Consider the following 15,938-nt stretch of genomic DNA (forward strand, 5'->3'; position numbering starts at 1 on the left):
ATATAAGTAGTATTATTATTCACATATAGTATTTAGCGAGTTTATCCATTCTTCTATTAAGTCAACACCTTCTTTGTGTATTAGTGTTCTTCCTAATAGAGGCATTCTCAAGGATTCCTCTGTTGTATTTAATCTTGTTGGTATTACAGAGCGTTGTATGTTTCCTGGGCTTACAATATAAGTTAACGCAGGATCAATAACTGTATGAGGTTCAACACAAACGCCTAGGTTGGTAATATCTTCTGATTCATTAAAAGCAAATCTTACAGGTCTATAATCGCAGTGTCTATCGTCTGAATGGCAATGCGCACAATTAATGTCTAGATAAGATCTAACACGAAGCTCTAGAGGCTCGCTTTCATCACTCCAGTCAACAACAGAGTAGATGTTTTGAGGAACACTTCCTGTTAAATAACCCATTTCAATCCATTTTTGAAGTTGGTTTTTTGTACCATCTTCATATAAAAAACTTTTGTTTAAGTTTTGTGGTTTAGGGCCTATTGGAATTGAAGTGTCACTAGATGATTTATGACAGGTTAAACATTCTGCTTCTGCAGGAATACGATAATTTACATTTCTTTCAATATTGTTTTCAGTAAAACTGAAAGCTTCAAAACTTCCGTTTAAATCAAAATTGGCTTCAGTTTGTTCTTCGTTCCATTTGTAATTTGCAAATACCCAACCTTCTTCCTTTAAAATCATTAACCTTGTTTCTAGAATTTTGGTTTGCGAACCAGGAGAAACAGTATCAAAATAGAAGTTTTTGATGAGAATTGTTCCAACAGGGAAGTTAAGAACAGAATGGTCATTAACATAGCTAGCACTTACATCTTCAGGCATCCAAACAAATCGTTTTTTGTGAGCATAATCTGAAAACAGAGGAGAAATTAAATCATAAGGTAAAACACCATAAACAGGGTTTAGGTTTGATAAGTCTCCTTCAAAGAAATTATATTCAGAAAGCGTTTGATAAGGAACAGACTCAATGTCAAAAACCACTGGAGACGTTTCAATAGGGTCTTCGTCTTGAGGTAAAGAAATGTAATTGTCGTCTTTGGCACATGAAAACTGTACCAAAACCAACATAATCAGACCGATACGCTGTAAGTAATTTTTTAGCATTTACAGTAAAATTTGGACACCTAAGATAACTATTCATGTAAAGCAAATAGAATTAATTAGTTGTACTACACGTTTTTACTGTTTATTTGAGTTAAAATGCTATTTTTTATATTAAATTTTCTTTAATCAAGTACTCAGCAATTTGAACTGTATTTGTAGCTGCTCCTTTACGAAGGTTATCGCTTACAATCCAAAGGTTTAAGGAATTGGGTTGTGAGCCATCTCGTCTTATTCTTCCAACAAAAACATCGTCTTTACCGTGTGCATTTATTGCCATTGGGTAAGAGTTGTTTTGTAAATCATCTTGAACCACAACACCATCAGTGTTTTCTAAAATATTTCGTACTTCTTTAAGGTCAAAATCATTTTCAAACTCTACATTAACTGCTTCACTGTGACCACCAGCTGTAGGTATTCTTACAGCAGTAGCAGTGACAGCAATAGTTCTATCATCAAGAATTTTTTGAGTTTCTCTTACGAGTTTCATCTCTTCCTTTGTGTAACCGTTTTCTTCAAACACATCGCAATGTGGAATGGCGTTTCGGTGGATTTGATATGGATAAGCCATTTCTCCTTCTACTCCTGCCATTTCATTTTCTAGTTGTTTTACAGCTTTTACTCCTGTTCCAGAAACGGATTGGTAAGTAGAAACTACAATACGTTTTATTTTATATTTTTTATGAAGAGGAGCCAACGCTAAAACCATTTGAATTGTAGAACAGTTAGGGTTAGCTATAATCTTATCGGTTTTTGTAAGTGTGTTAGCATTAATTTCTGGAACCACTAGTTTTTTGTCTAGATCCATTCTCCATGCCGAAGAATTATCAATAACAGTTGTTCCTACTTCAGCAAATTTTGGAGCCCATTCTAATGAGGTTCCTCCACCAGCAGAAAATAAAGCAATATCAGGACGCATTGCAACAGCATCTTTTAGTCCAACAACAGTATAGTTTTTACCATTAAACAAAACCGATTTTCCTACAGAACGTTCTGAAGCTACAGGAATAAGTTCGGTTAAAGGGAAGTTACGCTCGCTAAGAACATTTAACATTACTTCTCCTACCATACCTGTTGCACCAACTACAGCTACTTTCATTTTTTAATGCTTTTATAAATTAAGTTAACAAAGCTAAGTATTAATTCCTTTGTATTGAACGAAAAAAGCCTTCGTTTTTTTATCAACAAAGGCTTTTTAACAATAAATTTTCAATTGTTAAATTATTAACAAGAAACTACTTTTTTAATAAGTCTCTAATTTCTGCTAATAACTCATTATCTGATGGTCCTGCAGGAGCTGCTGGAGCAGGTTCTTCTTTCTTCTTCATTTTGTTAACTCCTTTTATAACCATAAACATTACAAAAGCAACAATTACAAAGTCGATAACGTTGGTTAAGAAATCTCCCCATAATACAGCAACTTCACCAACGGTTTCACCTGCATCATTTAAGGTGCCTTCGGTAATGATCCATTTTTGGTCTTTGAAGTCTGATTTGAAAATTAATCCAATTAAGGGAGAAACAATTCCGCCTGTAAACGAACTTACTACTTTGTTAAAAGCAGCACCCATTACAAAGGCAACAGCAATATCTACCAAGTTACCCTTCATTGCGAATTCTTTAAATTCTTTAAGCATAATAAATTGTTTTATAGTTAGTATGTTACTAAAATAACTAAAAAATTATTACAACACATTGAGTTAATCAATAAAAGTTCTTTTGATGCGTTGGGATATAGCAGTTAAAATTTCGTAGGAAATGGTACTTGCCGAGGAAGCAAGGGCTTCAGCAGTATATGTATTATCAAATACAATAACCTCATCTCCTTCTTCGCAGTCAATAGCTGTAACATCTACCATAATCATGTCCATACACACATTGCCAAGTATGTATGCGCGTTGATTGTTTATGGTAACAAACCCTTTTCCTTTACCATATTGTCTTCCAATACCATCAGCATGCCCAACAGGTATTGTTGCGGTTTTAACTGGGTTGTTGGCGACAAAACCTCTGTTGTAACCAAGGCTTTCTCCTTTATTAATATGATGAATTTGCGAGATTACAGATTTTAAACTTGCAATGGGTTTTAAGTTTTTGTTTTGTTCAGCTGAATTACCAAAACCATACAAGCCAATACCACTTCTAACCATATCAAAATGTGCTTCAGGGTAATTTAAAATACCAGAAGTATTGCACATGTGTTTTAAAACAGAATAACCTAGATTGTTTTCAAAAACGGATATGATGTTTTTAAAACTTTGTATTTGAGATCGCGTAAATTCTTTTTCGTTTAAATCTTCACTAGCTGCCATATGCGAAAAAATAGATTTCACTTTAACAGCATTAGTTTTTTTTAAGGTGTCAATAATCTCTTTACTGTCATTCTCATTAAAACCTAATCTATTTAAACCTGTATTAAATTTAATATGAATAGGATATTGCTGCTGCTTTTCTTTTTCAGCTTCAGCAATAAATGCTTTTAAAACTTTAAAGCTATATATACTTGGTTCTAAACAGCGTTCAATAATTGTTTTAAAATTTGTAGGTTGAGGATGAAGCACCAAAATAGGTTTGGTGACACCAGCATCTCGTAATGTTATACCTTCTTGTACATAAGCTACCGCAAAATAATCAGCATTTAAATCTTGAAGTTTTAATGCAATTCTACCAGGATCACTTCCGTATCCAAAAGCCTTAACAACAGCAAGAAACTTAGTGTTTTCTGAGGTTTTGGAAGTAAGGTAATTATAATTGTGCTCTAAAGATTTTAAGTTAATCTCAAGCGTAGTTTCTTGAACTTTAGGCATTGTCGTCTTGTGGTTTATTAGAAAGATCCTCAGGATCATTAACCTTCATGTTTCTTACCTTATCACGCAACATGGTTTTATAAAAAGCAGCTCTACTTAAAGGTTCGTATTCTTCAACTTCACCTAATAATACAAGATTATCATTTTTAGATTTTCTATAGCTGTACTGAGCCAGATTTCCTGTTTTTGTGCATATAGCGTGTACTTTTGTAACATATTCTGCAGTTGCCATTAAATAAGGCATTGGACCAAAAGGATTACCTTTAAAATCCATGTCTAAACCTGCTACAATAACTCGAATACCTTTGTTAGCTAAGTCGTTGCAAACTCTTACAATTTCATCATCAAAAAATTGAGCCTCATCAATACCTACAACATCACAACCATCAGCCAAAATAGGAATGTTGGCAGCAGCAGGAACAGGAGTTGAGCGAATTTCGTTAGAGTCGTGCGACACAACTTTTTCATCGTCATAACGTATGTCAATTGCAGGTTTAAAAATTTCTACTTTTTGTCTTGCAAATTGAGCTCGTTTTAATCTGCGAATCAATTCTTCGGTTTTACCCGAGAACATTGAACCGCAAATAACTTCAATCCATCCAAATTGTTCTTTATGATTTACTGTATTTTCGAGAAACATTTTGTAATTTTAACACTAAAACAGGGAAAATTCCCGTTTGCATAAAGGTGGCGTAAATTTATTAAAAATCAAAAGTATAATTTGGATTAAATTTTAAAAGTTATGAAGAAGAAATTGGAATCAGAATTAATTAGCATTGCGCATCGAATTCTTAAACTAAAAGGAAGAGAAGATGTTGATAAAATGCATGCTGAAGTATCTGCTCTGTATGAAAAACTTACCGTTTTAAAGTTTGCCCAAGAAAACTTTGAAGATGATATGCCAACCATAGGTGGAGACTCGTCGTTTTTTGGAATGTTGGATGTTGCTTTCAATAATAAAGTAAGTGACAATATTGAGGTTGAAGACAAAATTTACATAAACCTTGACGATGTTGAAGACGATGGCATTATGGAGCCAGTAATGGAAAAGATTAAGGATATTGTTGCCCAAATGCCTGAAGAAACCCAACAAATTGACGAAGTGTTTGAAAAAGCGATTCCTAAAACCAATTATCATAAAAACGATTTAGAAGAGTTAACAGCCGATTTTAAAGAGATGCCAATTTTTGAACCTGTTGCCGAAGCTAAACAAGACATAAAGAAGTCGCTTAACGATAAGCTAAAGCGAGGAGGAATTACTATTGGTTTAAATGATAAAATTGCATTTATCAAGCATTTGTTTGATGGTAAAAATGAAGATTACGATAGAGTGCTTTCTCAAATAAATACATCAAGCTCTTTTCAAGAAGCGAGTCATTTAATTCAAAATATCGTAAAACCTGATTACAACCAATGGGAAGGAAAAGAGGATTACGAAGAACGCTTCATGGAAATTATTGAAAGTAAGTTTGATTAATAATTTAAGTACAACCAACCCATAATAGGTTTTTGTAGTTCTGGTATTTCTAGTATATAATAATATGTGCCAACAGGTAATAAGCTAGAAGTTTCTGGGAATCCCATATTTGGTTTTCCATCCCAATTATTTCTGTAGTTATCACTTTGATAAATTTGAACTCCTAAACGGTTAAAAATCTTAATTCGGTTTTCAGGATAATCTTCAATACAAGGAATTACTAAAAAGTCATTTGAAGAATCATTGTTAGGAGAAATTCCTTGAGGTATTTCTAAGCAATTGTTTACAGCAACTTCGGCATTATCGCTATTGTTTGTATCGTCCCTATCAGTTTCATTTACTGTGCCCAATAAAGCAATGTTTAATAGGTTTTCAGAGGATAAAACACGAGCAGTAATCGTTAAAGTTTCTAATTGACCTGAAGTAAGTGAAGCAATAGACCAAGTAAAGCTTGATACATCAAAAACGCCTTCAGAAACAGTTGAAGATATGTACTCATAACCACTAGGTAAATTGTCAATAACCTCAATAAGTGTAGCTGTAGTTTGACCTAGGTTACTTGCGGTAATTGTAAAAATCACCTCTTCACCAATAGAAACTTCTTCTGGCGAAACAGATTTTAAAATTTCAATATCTACATCAGTAGTGTCTTGTAAAACCGTTAACTCAGCATAGGCTTGCGAAGTGTCAATATTGTTTTGGTCGCTAAAGTTAGAGCTGTCATTAATATGAGTGCCAATGCTACTAGATGTCACCGAAACTGCAAAAGTACAGCTTGCAACACCTTCAGGAAAGGTTAGGTTAGTTACGCCTACAAAGGTGTCTCCACCTGTTCCTGTAAATGTTGATGTACAACCATTGTCTTCAACCCAATAGGCTTCTCCAGAAAGTACTACACCAGCAGGTAAATTATCGGTAAATGAAATGTTGGTTTGCGAAGGGTTTGAAGCAATATTGTAAACTGTAAAAGTTAAAGTGCTTTCTTGACCTTCAAAAATAGTATCAGGATCAAAGGCTTTAGTTAAAGTAGGTGCAATAACTTGAACGTTGCTTATTGAAATATTTGTTTCAGGAGTTAACTCATTATTTTCAGCAATATCAGGTGTTGCTTCGGCTGTATTGTTAAAAGCTCCACCAAAACTCGGTGCAGTAACAGGAATTCGTATTCTAACAGTTGAACCAGATTCCATATTAGGAATCACTCCCGAAATAGTATTTCCGGTTACCGAAAAGCCACTCATGCAAGTAGCAGTACCAGCAGTAACGCTACATGTTGGAGTTCCAACAACTGTAAAGTTAGCGTCTAATATATCTTCAAAAAATATGTTTGTAGCGTTAGAGCTTGTTGTGCTATTACTTATGTCAATTATCCAATCAAAAGGCTGGTTAACTGTAACTTGAGTAAACTCAGGAAAGGTTTGTACAATTAAATCTACACAAGGTGCTAAATATGAAGTTACTTGAGAACTGTTATTTGAAGGACTTGCATCAATAATATCATCACCAATATGATTTGCTGTAACATTATTTATAACAGGAATAGCAGCGCTTGAACAACCAGGTTGCCAATTTACAGTTGCTTGAAATGTTACTGAACTTTGCGCAGGTAATTCCCAATTGTCTTCAACGGTAATTCCCCAAAATTCATCAAACTCACCATCTTCTGGTTCACCATCAAAAACCACATCTATGTTTGCGTTTGTAATAGTAAAACATTCAGCAGTACCAGTTGTTGAAACACATTCAACAGAAAGTAAACTAGCAGAAACAGGGATGCTTCCAGCTAAAGTCATATAATCTGAAAGCTCGATAAAAGTATCTACATCACCAGCATTTGTAACGGTTATTTCATAAGTGATTGGTCCCCAATCTGTAGTGTTGTTAACGTCTCCACCTTCAGGTAATTCTGGTGCAATTTGTGTTTTTATAACTTGTATATCAGATGCAGGACAAGATGCAGTAGGAGGTAATGTAACAAAATCACTTTGAGCGCTATTTTCAATATTTGAATCAAAAAGCTGACTTTGCATAATGTTGGTTCCGCTTCTTACATGAGCAAGTGTATTTTGTGTACTTGTTGAGCACTCTGGTTCTAGGAAAATTACTGTTGTTTCAATAGTAATGGTTGCTCCAACAGGCATAGTAAACGTATCACTAGCCCACAACGTATCCATATCAGTAATAGTAAAATCATCACATGTTACATCTCCTGTTGTGCCTAAACAGGTTATACTAATTATATCCCAAGTTACTGTAGTAGATAGGTTTTGTAGAAAGAAAACAATAGGAGCGTCAAGAGGTCCATTATTACAAACTGTAGTTTCAAAGGTGACTTCTTCTCCCCAATCAACAATGGTAGAAACATCAGGATTTGTTTGAATAGTATCAATACAAATATCAGTCACATTACATAATTCCGCAGTCAATAAATTAGTTTGAACTAAATTAGAACTATCCGAAGATTCATTAACGTGGTTTAGCTCAATATTAATATAACTATCTACAATTATTTGCTGTGGATCAAAAGCACAACTAGGTTGTAGAAATTGATAAACAACCTGAAAAGTTATAGAGCCGCCTGAAGTAAACACATGAGGTGTGCCATAACTAAAAATAGCTGACGTTGTATTTACAACAGATAACGGACCATTTACAGTAGAGAGATCTGGACACTCTGTTCCGTTGGTTGAGCCAACACATTCTATAGATTGTAATTGTACAACTGGTTGACCATATTCAAAAGGAGATTGCAATGTCATAAACCCAGTTATTCCATATAAAGGGTATGAAACACTACTATTATTGGTGATTGTAAATTCATAAGTTACAGTATCATTCCAGGCGCTAATTCCTGTTCCTTCAGCAGGACTTATTTGTGAATATACTACCGAAAAATCAATAGGTATGTCAATAACATCAATAGAAATTATAGACTGGTTGTTTGATGTATTGGTGTCGGTAGTGCCTGATGGAGGAGAGACTAATGCATCAAAAGCAATTCCTCCAATATCTGTAGGCGCATTAACATTAATTCGTATTTCAACACTAGAGTTATTGGGTAAACTAGCAACACTTCCTGTGAGGACGTTATTGAGGTCAAGGTTGAAGTTTTCAGCATCACTTGCACCTCCTAAATTGTTTTGCGAAACATAAGAGTTAACAACAACGTCATCATTAAGGTTTAAAGAAAAAGTAGCGTTACTTACCGCATTTCCAGAATTTATAATTGTAACTATGTACTGAAATTCTTGGTAGATTTGAACCTGAGAAACATCGGTACCATTCAGGTTTTGAGCCTCTACAACTACTGCTAAATCTGTCGTTTGAGCAGATAATTTAAAAAAACAGAGACAAAAAATCACGAGGCTTAAAACGCTTTTGTACATAGGTTGGTTTTTACAAATAGATGTCAAATAATAAAAATGGTTGTGTGAAGATAGTTTAAAAGATTGTAAATTTGACTGTTACTTAGCATTTATGAGCAAACTTTATATTGTACCCACACCAATAGGAAACCTAAAAGACATGACTTTTAGGGCTGTTGAAGTATTAGAACAAGCCGATTTAATTTTAGCTGAAGACACACGTACTTCAGGGAAATTACTAAAGCATTTTGAAATAACTACTCCTATGCAATCGCACCACATGCATAATGAGCATAAAATGGTTGAAAATTTAGTAAATAAACTAAAAAGCGGAACAACAATAGCGCTTATAAGCGATGCAGGAACACCAGCAATTTCAGATCCTGGATTTTTATTAACGAGAGCTTGTGTTGAAAACGCTATTGAAGTAGAGTGTTTACCAGGAGCAACCGCTTTTGTACCTGCTTTAGTAAATAGTGGTTTGCCTAACGATAAATTTGTGTTTGAAGGCTTTTTGCCTGTTAAAAAAGGGAGACAAACACGATTGACTTTTTTAGCAGAAGAAACCAGAACCATGATTTTTTATGAAAGCCCTCACAAACTTATAAAAACACTTACTAATTTTTGTGAGTACTTTGGTGAAGATCGCCAAGTATCTGTTTCTAGAGAGTTAACAAAACTCTATGAAGAAACGGTTAGAGGTACTGCAAAAGAGGTTTTAGAATACTACACAAACAAGCCACCAAAAGGCGAAATTGTAATTGTGGTTGCTGGGAAGAAGTAATTTGAAATTCTGAAATTGGATTCAGAATTAAAAACTGTTTTATGCAAGAACTACTAAACAACATAAAGCAATGTACTATCTGTAAAGACCATTTGCCACTTGGTCCAAACCCAGTTGTTTCAGCACATAAAAACTCTAAAATTGTAATTATTGGTCAAGCACCAGGAACCAAAGTACACGCATCTGGAATTCCTTGGGATGATGCTAGTGGAAAGCAACTTAGAACATGGCTTAATGTTACTGACCAAGAGTTTTACAACCCTGAACATTTTGCCATTATACCTATGGGTTTTTGTTATCCAGGAAAAGGGAAGAGTGGCGATTTACCACCACGACAAGAATGTGCTCCACAATGGCATGAGTTGTTGTTACAGCAAATGCCCAAAGTAGAACTTGTGATTTTAATAGGTATGTATGCGCAGAAGTATTATTTAAAAGAGAAGGCGAAGCAAACACTTACCAAAACAGTAAAAGACTTTAAAACGTATTTGCCACACTATTTTCCGTTACCTCACCCAAGCCCAAGAAACCGATTTTGGCTAAGCAAAAACCCTTGGTTTGAAGTTGAGGTGTTGCCAGAGTTGCAGAAGAGAGTTATAAGAGTTTTATAAACTTTTCTTGTTGTTTTTCTTCCAATTAGGTATCGAATATTTACTGTTCTTCTCATAATTTCCAATAGATTCAATTTTTGAATTATTAATTTTTTTAAATTGTTTAATTCTATATGATTTACCTATTTCTTTTATAATAACAATGATTATAGTTGCTAACCATAAATGCTCAATAAACGCCATTATTTTAAATTTTAAACTAAATTAAACTAAGCTGATAGATACAACTGTGACAAGGTTTAAGTTGTCATATTTATATAACGAAAAGGCATATTTTCTGTTTGAAATTCAAATCAGATTCATTAATACCTAATACAACAAGTAGCTTCGAGAAGAGCAATATATATCTAGGAAATCAATACAACAGCAAACAAAGTTGTATTTGATTTTAAAAAGAAATTAAGTGAAGAATCAGTTGTTTTATAACCCAATAAAATACTTTTGGTATTCTAATAGTTCTTGTGGGTTTTCTTTTGCGTTTAAACGTTTTATCTCGTTGCCATCTTCATCAAGTTCAATAAGGTAAGCTGTATCACCATCTTCAAAAAATCGTAAAAACTTAGCAAGACTCCCGTCTTCATTATAAAATTTGGTGGCTTCAAAGCTGTCGTAGTTGGAGTTAATCTGTTCACTATATACTTTACCGCCTCTTATGGTTTGGGTAATAGTTCTACCGTCTTTTATAAAGGTTTGCGATACAATATTTCCTAAAATGTCATAAGATGAAGACTCTACAGATTTTCCGTCTTTATAAGTTGCTTTAGTGGCAACTTGACCGCTTTCAAAATACGTTTCAACAGTTCCAGTTATCACATCATTGGCATACATAACGGTTTTTTTCAACGTCCCAGAAGGGTAATACGTTTTTTCAGCTCCATGTTTTTTACCTTTAGAATAAATGGCATGAGAGAAGATTTCGCCATTATTATGAAAAAGTAAATAATCACCATCTAGCAAGCCTTCTTTTACACTAAACTCTTCCCATTTGGTAAGTTCATTACCCACAACATAGTAACCATCCATTATTTTTTTATTCTTTTTATCTCTGTAAATAGAATGACCATTATAAGAATCAACCACATACTGTCCTTGCTCTATAAAAGTAAAAGACTTATCTGTTTTTTCAGTTTGGTTTTTACAAGCAATAAAGAATAGTGATAAAAGAAAAAGGCATAGTGTTTTTTTCATGTGATGTGGAGTGTTAAATATGTTTCCCTTTATTCCAACCGTGTTTTCCTAAATACTGTTCTCCACTTTCAACAGCTCCATTTTCAATACTTGTTCCCATGCTATCATTCCAACGGTTTAGGTAACCAAACAACGAAATGACACCTAACATCTCCACAATTTCACCTTCGTTCCAATGCTCATACAATCGTGTTTTTATGGAGTCGTCAACAGCATTTGGTACTTGACTAGCAGCCAAACTAAAATCAAGAGCTGCACGTTCAGCTTCAGAAAACGCAGGATGCGTTCTATACTCCCAAATATTATCTAGTTGTTCCTGTTCTGCTCCATAGCGTTCCGCTGCTCTTATAGCATGCGCTTGACAATAACGACAACCTGTAGCGTTGCTACTCACCCAAGCAATCATACGCTTTAAGGCCGAAGTAACTTTACCTTCATTCGCCATAACTGCTTTGTTGAGGTTGATAAATGCTTTTGAAATGTCAGGACGACGTTGCATAGTTAATACCGAATTTGGACAAAACCCTAAGGTTTCATTGTAAAAATCGGCTAGTTTTTGAGTTTCAGCATCGTGGTCTGGAGATAACGGAGTGACTAATGGCATAATCTATTTTTTAGTGGTATTTTTGAAGTAATAAGACACCTCTTTTTTGTAATTTAATGAAATTTTAAGAGGTCTTTTACGTCTTAAGTAATTAAAAATTTATTCATTACAATAAACAAAAAAATCTTCAAACATGACAAATAAAGTCTCTACACATTGGAAAGGAAATTCGCAGTTTGAATCTGATAACCCAAGCGGAAAAACCCTATTTATGGATACTTCGGAAGAACATGGAGGACATAATTCAGGGTTACGACCAAAGGCAATGATGTTATCGTCACTAGCAGGATGTTCAGGTTTAGACGTGGTATCTATTTTAGATAAAATGAAAGTGAAAATTTCTGATTTCAGAATTGACACTTATGGAGAATTGACCGATGAACACCCGAAATATTACCATACTGTTTCAGTTGAATATCATTTTTATGGTGATGATTTAAACGAAGACAAAATAAAGAAAGCGGTAGACCTATCGGTTGAAAAATACTGTGGTGTGATGGAAATGTTTCGCAAATTTGCTAATGTAAAAACGGCAATTCATTATCACAATTCATAAGTATGCGCTGGACTTTAAAGCCAAAACCAAATACTGAAAAATTAAAACAACTACAAGAAGCACTTCAGGTTGATGAGATTGTTGCTACACTATTATTGCAACGAGGCATTGAGACTTATGAAGCAGCTAAAACCTTTTTTCGCCCAAGCTTAAAAGATTTGCACAATCCGTTTTTAATGAAAGATATGGATAAAGCGGTTAATCGTATTGAGCAAGCGTTGGCTAACAACGAAAACATTTTGGTGTATGGCGATTATGATGTAGATGGAACGTCTTCAGTGGCTTTAATGAGTTCATATCTTAAAACAAAAACTAATCAAGTGGCTACTTATATTCCAGACCGTTACGACGAAGGTTATGGAGTGTCTTTTAAAGGTATCGATTTTGCGCATGACAATGAGTTTTCACTTATTATCGCTTTAGATTGTGGTGTAAAAGCTATTGATAAAGTAGCTTACGCTAAAGAAAAAGGCATTGATTTTATCATTTGTGACCATCACAGACCAGGTGATGAGTTACCAAATGCTAGTGCTGTTTTAGACCCAAAACGAGACGACTGTGAGTATCCTTACAAGGAGCTTTGTGGATGTGGTGTAGGCTTTAAACTCATACAAGCATTGGCTTCAAAAGAAGGAAAATCTGCAGAGGATTTAACTGAATATCTCGACTTGGTCGCAACAGCAATTGGCGCAGACATTGTTCCTATTACAGGAGAAAATAGGACTTTGGCGTATTATGGGCTGCAAGTGATTAATAAAAATCCTAGACCAGGAATACAAGCTATTATCGATCAAGTAAAAAAAGAGGAACTTACTATTACTGATGTTGTATTTATTGTGGCTCCTCGTATTAATGCTGCAGGGCGAATGCAACATGGTGATTATGCTGTAGCGCTTTTAACAGAAACCAATTTTAACCAAGCCAAACAATACGCTGAAGAAATTGAAGCGTTTAATACTGATAGGAGAGAAGCAGATCAACAAATAACAGAAGAAGCACTTCAACAAATAAAAGCGCATAATGAAGAGGAGCGTTTCACAACAGTTGTATATCATGAAGAGTGGCACAAAGGTGTAATAGGTATTGTTGCGTCACGTTTAACCGAAACCTATTACAGACCAACACTAGTCTTTACTAAAAGTGGCGATAAGCTTGCAGCTTCAGCACGTTCGGTTTCTGGTTTTGATGTGTATAATGCACTAGAGGCTTGTAGCGCACATATCGAGCAGTTTGGAGGTCATAAATATGCAGCAGGACTTACCTTAAAAGAAGAAAACTATGAAGCCTTTAAACAAGCCTTTGAAGACGAAGTTTCTAAGACAATAGATAAAACCTTGTTGGTTCCTGAAATAAAAGTAGATATGCTGATTAGCTTGCCTCAGGTTAATGATAAATTGTGGCGTATTATTCGTCAGTTTGCACCTTTTGGACCTAGTAATATGACACCTATTTTTATGAGTGAGAACCTTAAAGATACTGGTTATGGAAAATGTGTGGGTGAAGATGATAAACACTTACGTATTACAGTAACTCAAACAGGACAAGAAAAACTTGTAGGTATAGGTTTTGGCTTAGGAGACAAATACGATTTAATTACGAATAAAAAACGGTTTAAAGCAGTGTATTCCATAGACGAAAACCATTGGCAAGGGCATGTGAGTTTACAGTTAAAGTTGAGAGACATAAAATAAAGCTTTGTCATTCTGAACTTGATTCAGAATCTATATGATGGATTTCGTGCTGTAGTATGGGAAGACAAGGTTAAATTAAAATAATTTCTTTCAGTTTCCGTTTTTCTAAAATGAAGTATAAACTACTCACTTTTTCCCTTTTGTTTCAAACAATTCTTTTTTCACAAAATTTGGTTAAAAATCCAAGTTTTGAACATAGAAAGAGAGACAAGTGCTTTGTGTTTTTGGGAGACTTTGATAGTCAAACTTTAAATTGGTCGAAGCCCAACAATGGAAGTACAGATTCTTTTCTAACCTGTAGTTCTAACTTGGGAACGAAAAACTACAACGGTCAGCAAAGTCCTAAAGAAGGGAATACATACTGTGGCATTTATACATTTTCACCTTATAGTAATTACAGAGAGTATATTCAAGGAGAATTAAAAGAGCCTTTAATCGCAGGAAAAACGTACAAAGTAAAATTCTATGTAAGTCTTGCAGATATGGCTACGCATGCCATTAAGGAACTTCAAGTGTTATTTACTGAAGAAAAAATAAAAAGCTGTTTTGATAAAAACAGTTGTGAAAAAGTAATAGTTCCTAAAAGAGCAACTACCCAAAGGTTCATGTTACACTCTTTGAAAAATGAAGGTTTTTTAGAGGAAAGAGACACATGGGAAGAACTGTCTTTTGAATTTGTTGCTTCAGGATTTGAAAACTTTTTATCCATAGGAAATTTTAATAAAGATGGTAAAACAGAACTAAAGGAAATATTAACGGTTAGCCGAAAAGACAATAAGTTTTCTTACTACTATATTGATGAGGTTTCAGTTGAAGCAACTGAGAAATCAACTGAAGAAAAAATGACTTCACACACTAACAACACTACTAAAGAGTCATTTAAAAACAACACAACCTATGTCTTTAAAAATGTGTTGTTTGATTTTGATAAAGCCACTCTTTTAGAAACTTCTAAAGTAGAACTTAATACTTTGTATGACTATTTAAAAGAACATCCTGAACTCCACATAGAAGTTTATGGACATACAGATGCTATTGGTACAGAAACAAGAAACGAAGAATTATCAAAGCAACGAGCAGAAGCTGTTTCCAATTTTTTAGTTGAAAAAGGGTTAGAAAGTCATAAAGTAAAATGGTTTGGGTTTGGAAGCTCTAAACCAAAAGTAAGTAATGATACAGAAGCAAATAGAGCAATAAACCGACGAGTAGAGTTTAAACTTATCAAAAAATAAATTCTTTATTTAGATTTATTCTAAATAATTTTATCTTTGTAGTATAAAACCACTTCTCATGGAACAAGATATCTACAAAATATACCATAATAATTTCGGAATTTCTTTTAAATGGATTAACCCTCAAACCGAAAAGGTAAAAGGTAAAGTGCAACTTATATTTAGAGATATGGGTTTTTATCTTACACATAACGAGATAAAGCAGTTTTATAATTGTGTTTGTGCCGCAAAAAACACGCAACCTTGTAGTTGTTGTCAATCAAACATTGATAGTAAAAACATTCTGCTTAAAACACCAAGTAATAAAATAGATATTGCGGTTAATGAAAAGGAATTATCTCAAGTTGAAGATTTAATAAAAGGCACATTATTTCAGTTAGATTTAGAGTATTATTTAGAGACGCTTTGCAAAAATTAAAATAAGAAACTTGGATGTTTTACTTTTGTGTCAAAATCTAAACCAACAGTTTTGAGAGGTTATCATCTTGAAAAACCTCTTTAAAT

Annotated in this window: 16 protein-coding genes; 7 read left to right on the forward strand and 9 right to left on the reverse strand. The window is 34.1% G+C overall.

The annotated features are described in order from the left end of the window. Nucleotides 1-15 precede the first annotated feature (15 nt). The 5 genes from DMZ43_RS04750 to DMZ43_RS04770 all read right to left on the reverse strand — a co-directional run bounded on the left by DMZ43_RS04750 (nucleotide 16) and on the right by DMZ43_RS04770 (nucleotide 4,566). Nucleotides 16-1,122 carry a hypothetical protein gene (locus DMZ43_RS04750; RefSeq protein ID WP_131506436.1) on the reverse strand — a complete coding sequence of 369 codons (1,107 nt, stop codon included), beginning with the start codon at nucleotides 1,120-1,122 and terminating at the stop codon, nucleotides 16-18. Between the two features lie 106 nt (nucleotides 1,123-1,228). Further along, nucleotides 1,229-2,218 (reverse strand): aspartate-semialdehyde dehydrogenase, encoded by a 990-nt coding sequence (locus DMZ43_RS04755; protein WP_131506437.1) that lies wholly within the window; start codon nucleotides 2,216-2,218, stop codon nucleotides 1,229-1,231. Nucleotides 2,219-2,354: 136 nt separating this feature from the next. Beyond that, entirely contained in the window at nucleotides 2,355-2,756 is a 402-nt protein-coding gene (mscL, locus tag DMZ43_RS04760) for a large-conductance mechanosensitive channel protein MscL (RefSeq protein WP_129759847.1), read from the reverse strand. A gap of 63 nt (nucleotides 2,757-2,819) precedes the next feature. Next, a complete protein-coding gene (gene alr / locus DMZ43_RS04765; RefSeq protein WP_131506438.1) occupies nucleotides 2,820-3,926 on the reverse strand; it encodes an alanine racemase in 1,107 nt (368 codons plus the stop codon). Beyond that, nucleotides 3,919-4,566 (reverse strand): thymidine kinase, encoded by a 648-nt coding sequence (locus DMZ43_RS04770; protein WP_129759849.1) that lies wholly within the window; start codon nucleotides 4,564-4,566, stop codon nucleotides 3,919-3,921. Before DMZ43_RS04770 ends, alr begins: the two co-directional genes overlap by 8 nt. A gap of 102 nt (nucleotides 4,567-4,668) precedes the next feature. Here DMZ43_RS04770 and DMZ43_RS04775 point away from each other — a divergent pair, with 102 nt between their 5' ends. After that, nucleotides 4,669-5,403 carry a hypothetical protein gene (locus DMZ43_RS04775; RefSeq protein WP_129759850.1) on the forward strand — a complete coding sequence of 245 codons (735 nt, stop codon included), beginning with the start codon at nucleotides 4,669-4,671 and terminating at the stop codon, nucleotides 5,401-5,403. Here DMZ43_RS04775 and DMZ43_RS04780 read toward each other — a convergent pair. Beyond that, on the reverse strand, nucleotides 5,400-8,789 hold the full coding sequence (locus DMZ43_RS04780; protein ID WP_131506439.1) for a gliding motility-associated C-terminal domain-containing protein: 3,390 nt from the start codon (nucleotides 8,787-8,789) through the stop codon (nucleotides 5,400-5,402). The genes DMZ43_RS04775 and DMZ43_RS04780 overlap by 4 nt on opposite strands. Before the next feature lie 91 nt (nucleotides 8,790-8,880). On the opposite strand from DMZ43_RS04780, the gene rsmI reads away from it, so the two are divergent. Both rsmI and DMZ43_RS04790 read left to right on the forward strand, forming a co-directional pair. Continuing rightward, entirely contained in the window at nucleotides 8,881-9,552 is a 672-nt protein-coding gene (gene rsmI / locus DMZ43_RS04785) for a 16S rRNA (cytidine(1402)-2'-O)-methyltransferase (protein ID WP_131506440.1), read from the forward strand. A 41-nt stretch (nucleotides 9,553-9,593) separates the two neighbouring features. Next, a complete protein-coding gene (locus DMZ43_RS04790; protein ID WP_131506441.1) occupies nucleotides 9,594-10,163 on the forward strand; it encodes a uracil-DNA glycosylase family protein in 570 nt (189 codons plus the stop codon). On the opposite strand, the gene DMZ43_RS15015 is transcribed toward DMZ43_RS04790, so the two are convergent. The 3 genes from DMZ43_RS15015 to DMZ43_RS04800 all read right to left on the reverse strand — a co-directional run bounded on the left by DMZ43_RS15015 (nucleotide 10,158) and on the right by DMZ43_RS04800 (nucleotide 11,955). After that, nucleotides 10,158-10,346, reverse strand: a complete 189-nt coding sequence (locus DMZ43_RS15015) for a hypothetical protein (RefSeq protein ID WP_238155770.1) — start codon at nucleotides 10,344-10,346, stop codon at nucleotides 10,158-10,160. The genes DMZ43_RS04790 and DMZ43_RS15015 overlap by 6 nt on opposite strands. Nucleotides 10,347-10,583: 237 nt before the next feature. Continuing rightward, nucleotides 10,584-11,351 carry a toxin-antitoxin system YwqK family antitoxin gene (locus DMZ43_RS04795; protein ID WP_131506442.1) on the reverse strand — a complete coding sequence of 256 codons (768 nt, stop codon included), beginning with the start codon at nucleotides 11,349-11,351 and terminating at the stop codon, nucleotides 10,584-10,586. A 13-nt stretch (nucleotides 11,352-11,364) separates the two neighbouring features. After that, nucleotides 11,365-11,955, reverse strand: a complete 591-nt coding sequence (locus DMZ43_RS04800; protein ID WP_131506443.1) for a carboxymuconolactone decarboxylase family protein — start codon at nucleotides 11,953-11,955, stop codon at nucleotides 11,365-11,367. 133 nt (nucleotides 11,956-12,088) lie between these two features. Here DMZ43_RS04800 and DMZ43_RS04805 point away from each other — a divergent pair, with 133 nt between their 5' ends. From DMZ43_RS04805 to DMZ43_RS04820, 4 genes are all read left to right on the forward strand, one after another. After that, entirely contained in the window at nucleotides 12,089-12,511 is a 423-nt protein-coding gene (locus tag DMZ43_RS04805) for an OsmC family protein (RefSeq protein WP_131506444.1), read from the forward strand. Nucleotides 12,512-12,513: 2 nt separating this feature from the next. After that, nucleotides 12,514-14,202, forward strand: a complete 1,689-nt coding sequence (gene recJ, locus DMZ43_RS04810; protein ID WP_131506445.1) for a single-stranded-DNA-specific exonuclease RecJ — start codon at nucleotides 12,514-12,516, stop codon at nucleotides 14,200-14,202. Between the two features lie 308 nt (nucleotides 14,203-14,510). Beyond that, nucleotides 14,511-15,434, forward strand: coding sequence for an OmpA family protein (locus DMZ43_RS04815; RefSeq protein ID WP_238155771.1), 924 nt, complete (start codon nucleotides 14,511-14,513; stop codon nucleotides 15,432-15,434). A 58-nt stretch (nucleotides 15,435-15,492) separates the two neighbouring features. Next, nucleotides 15,493-15,852 (forward strand): hypothetical protein, encoded by a 360-nt coding sequence (locus DMZ43_RS04820; protein ID WP_131506447.1) that lies wholly within the window; start codon nucleotides 15,493-15,495, stop codon nucleotides 15,850-15,852. Nucleotides 15,853-15,938 lie beyond the last annotated feature (86 nt).

Origin of the sequence: Meridianimaribacter sp. CL38, assembly GCF_004328055.1 — a bacterium.
Taxonomy (GTDB): domain Bacteria; phylum Bacteroidota; class Bacteroidia; order Flavobacteriales; family Flavobacteriaceae; genus Gaetbulibacter_B; species Gaetbulibacter_B jejuensis.

Coding starts and splice junctions, on each gene's coding strand:
- mscL (WP_129759847.1), bottom strand. CDS start 2,756: ATGCTTAAAGAATTTAAAGAATTCGCAATGAAGGGTAACTTGGTAGAT.
- DMZ43_RS04780 (WP_131506439.1), bottom strand. CDS start 8,789: ATGTACAAAAGCGTTTTAAGCCTCGTGATTTTTTGTCTCTGTTTTTTT.
- rsmI (WP_131506440.1), top strand. CDS start 8,881: ATGAGCAAACTTTATATTGTACCCACACCAATAGGAAACCTAAAAGAC.
- DMZ43_RS04800 (WP_131506443.1), bottom strand. CDS start 11,955: ATGCCATTAGTCACTCCGTTATCTCCAGACCACGATGCTGAAACTCAA.
- recJ (WP_131506445.1), top strand. CDS start 12,514: ATGCGCTGGACTTTAAAGCCAAAACCAAATACTGAAAAATTAAAACAA.
- DMZ43_RS04795 (WP_131506442.1), bottom strand. CDS start 11,351: ATGAAAAAAACACTATGCCTTTTTCTTTTATCACTATTCTTTATTGCT.
- DMZ43_RS04805 (WP_131506444.1), top strand. CDS start 12,089: ATGACAAATAAAGTCTCTACACATTGGAAAGGAAATTCGCAGTTTGAA.
- DMZ43_RS04790 (WP_131506441.1), top strand. CDS start 9,594: ATGCAAGAACTACTAAACAACATAAAGCAATGTACTATCTGTAAAGAC.
- DMZ43_RS15015 (WP_238155770.1), bottom strand. CDS start 10,346: ATGGCGTTTATTGAGCATTTATGGTTAGCAACTATAATCATTGTTATT.
- DMZ43_RS04750 (WP_131506436.1), bottom strand. CDS start 1,122: ATGCTAAAAAATTACTTACAGCGTATCGGTCTGATTATGTTGGTTTTG.
- alr (WP_131506438.1), bottom strand. CDS start 3,926: ATGCCTAAAGTTCAAGAAACTACGCTTGAGATTAACTTAAAATCTTTA.
- DMZ43_RS04820 (WP_131506447.1), top strand. CDS start 15,493: ATGGAACAAGATATCTACAAAATATACCATAATAATTTCGGAATTTCT.
- DMZ43_RS04755 (WP_131506437.1), bottom strand. CDS start 2,218: ATGAAAGTAGCTGTAGTTGGTGCAACAGGTATGGTAGGAGAAGTAATG.
- DMZ43_RS04770 (WP_129759849.1), bottom strand. CDS start 4,566: ATGTTTCTCGAAAATACAGTAAATCATAAAGAACAATTTGGATGGATT.
- DMZ43_RS04775 (WP_129759850.1), top strand. CDS start 4,669: ATGAAGAAGAAATTGGAATCAGAATTAATTAGCATTGCGCATCGAATT.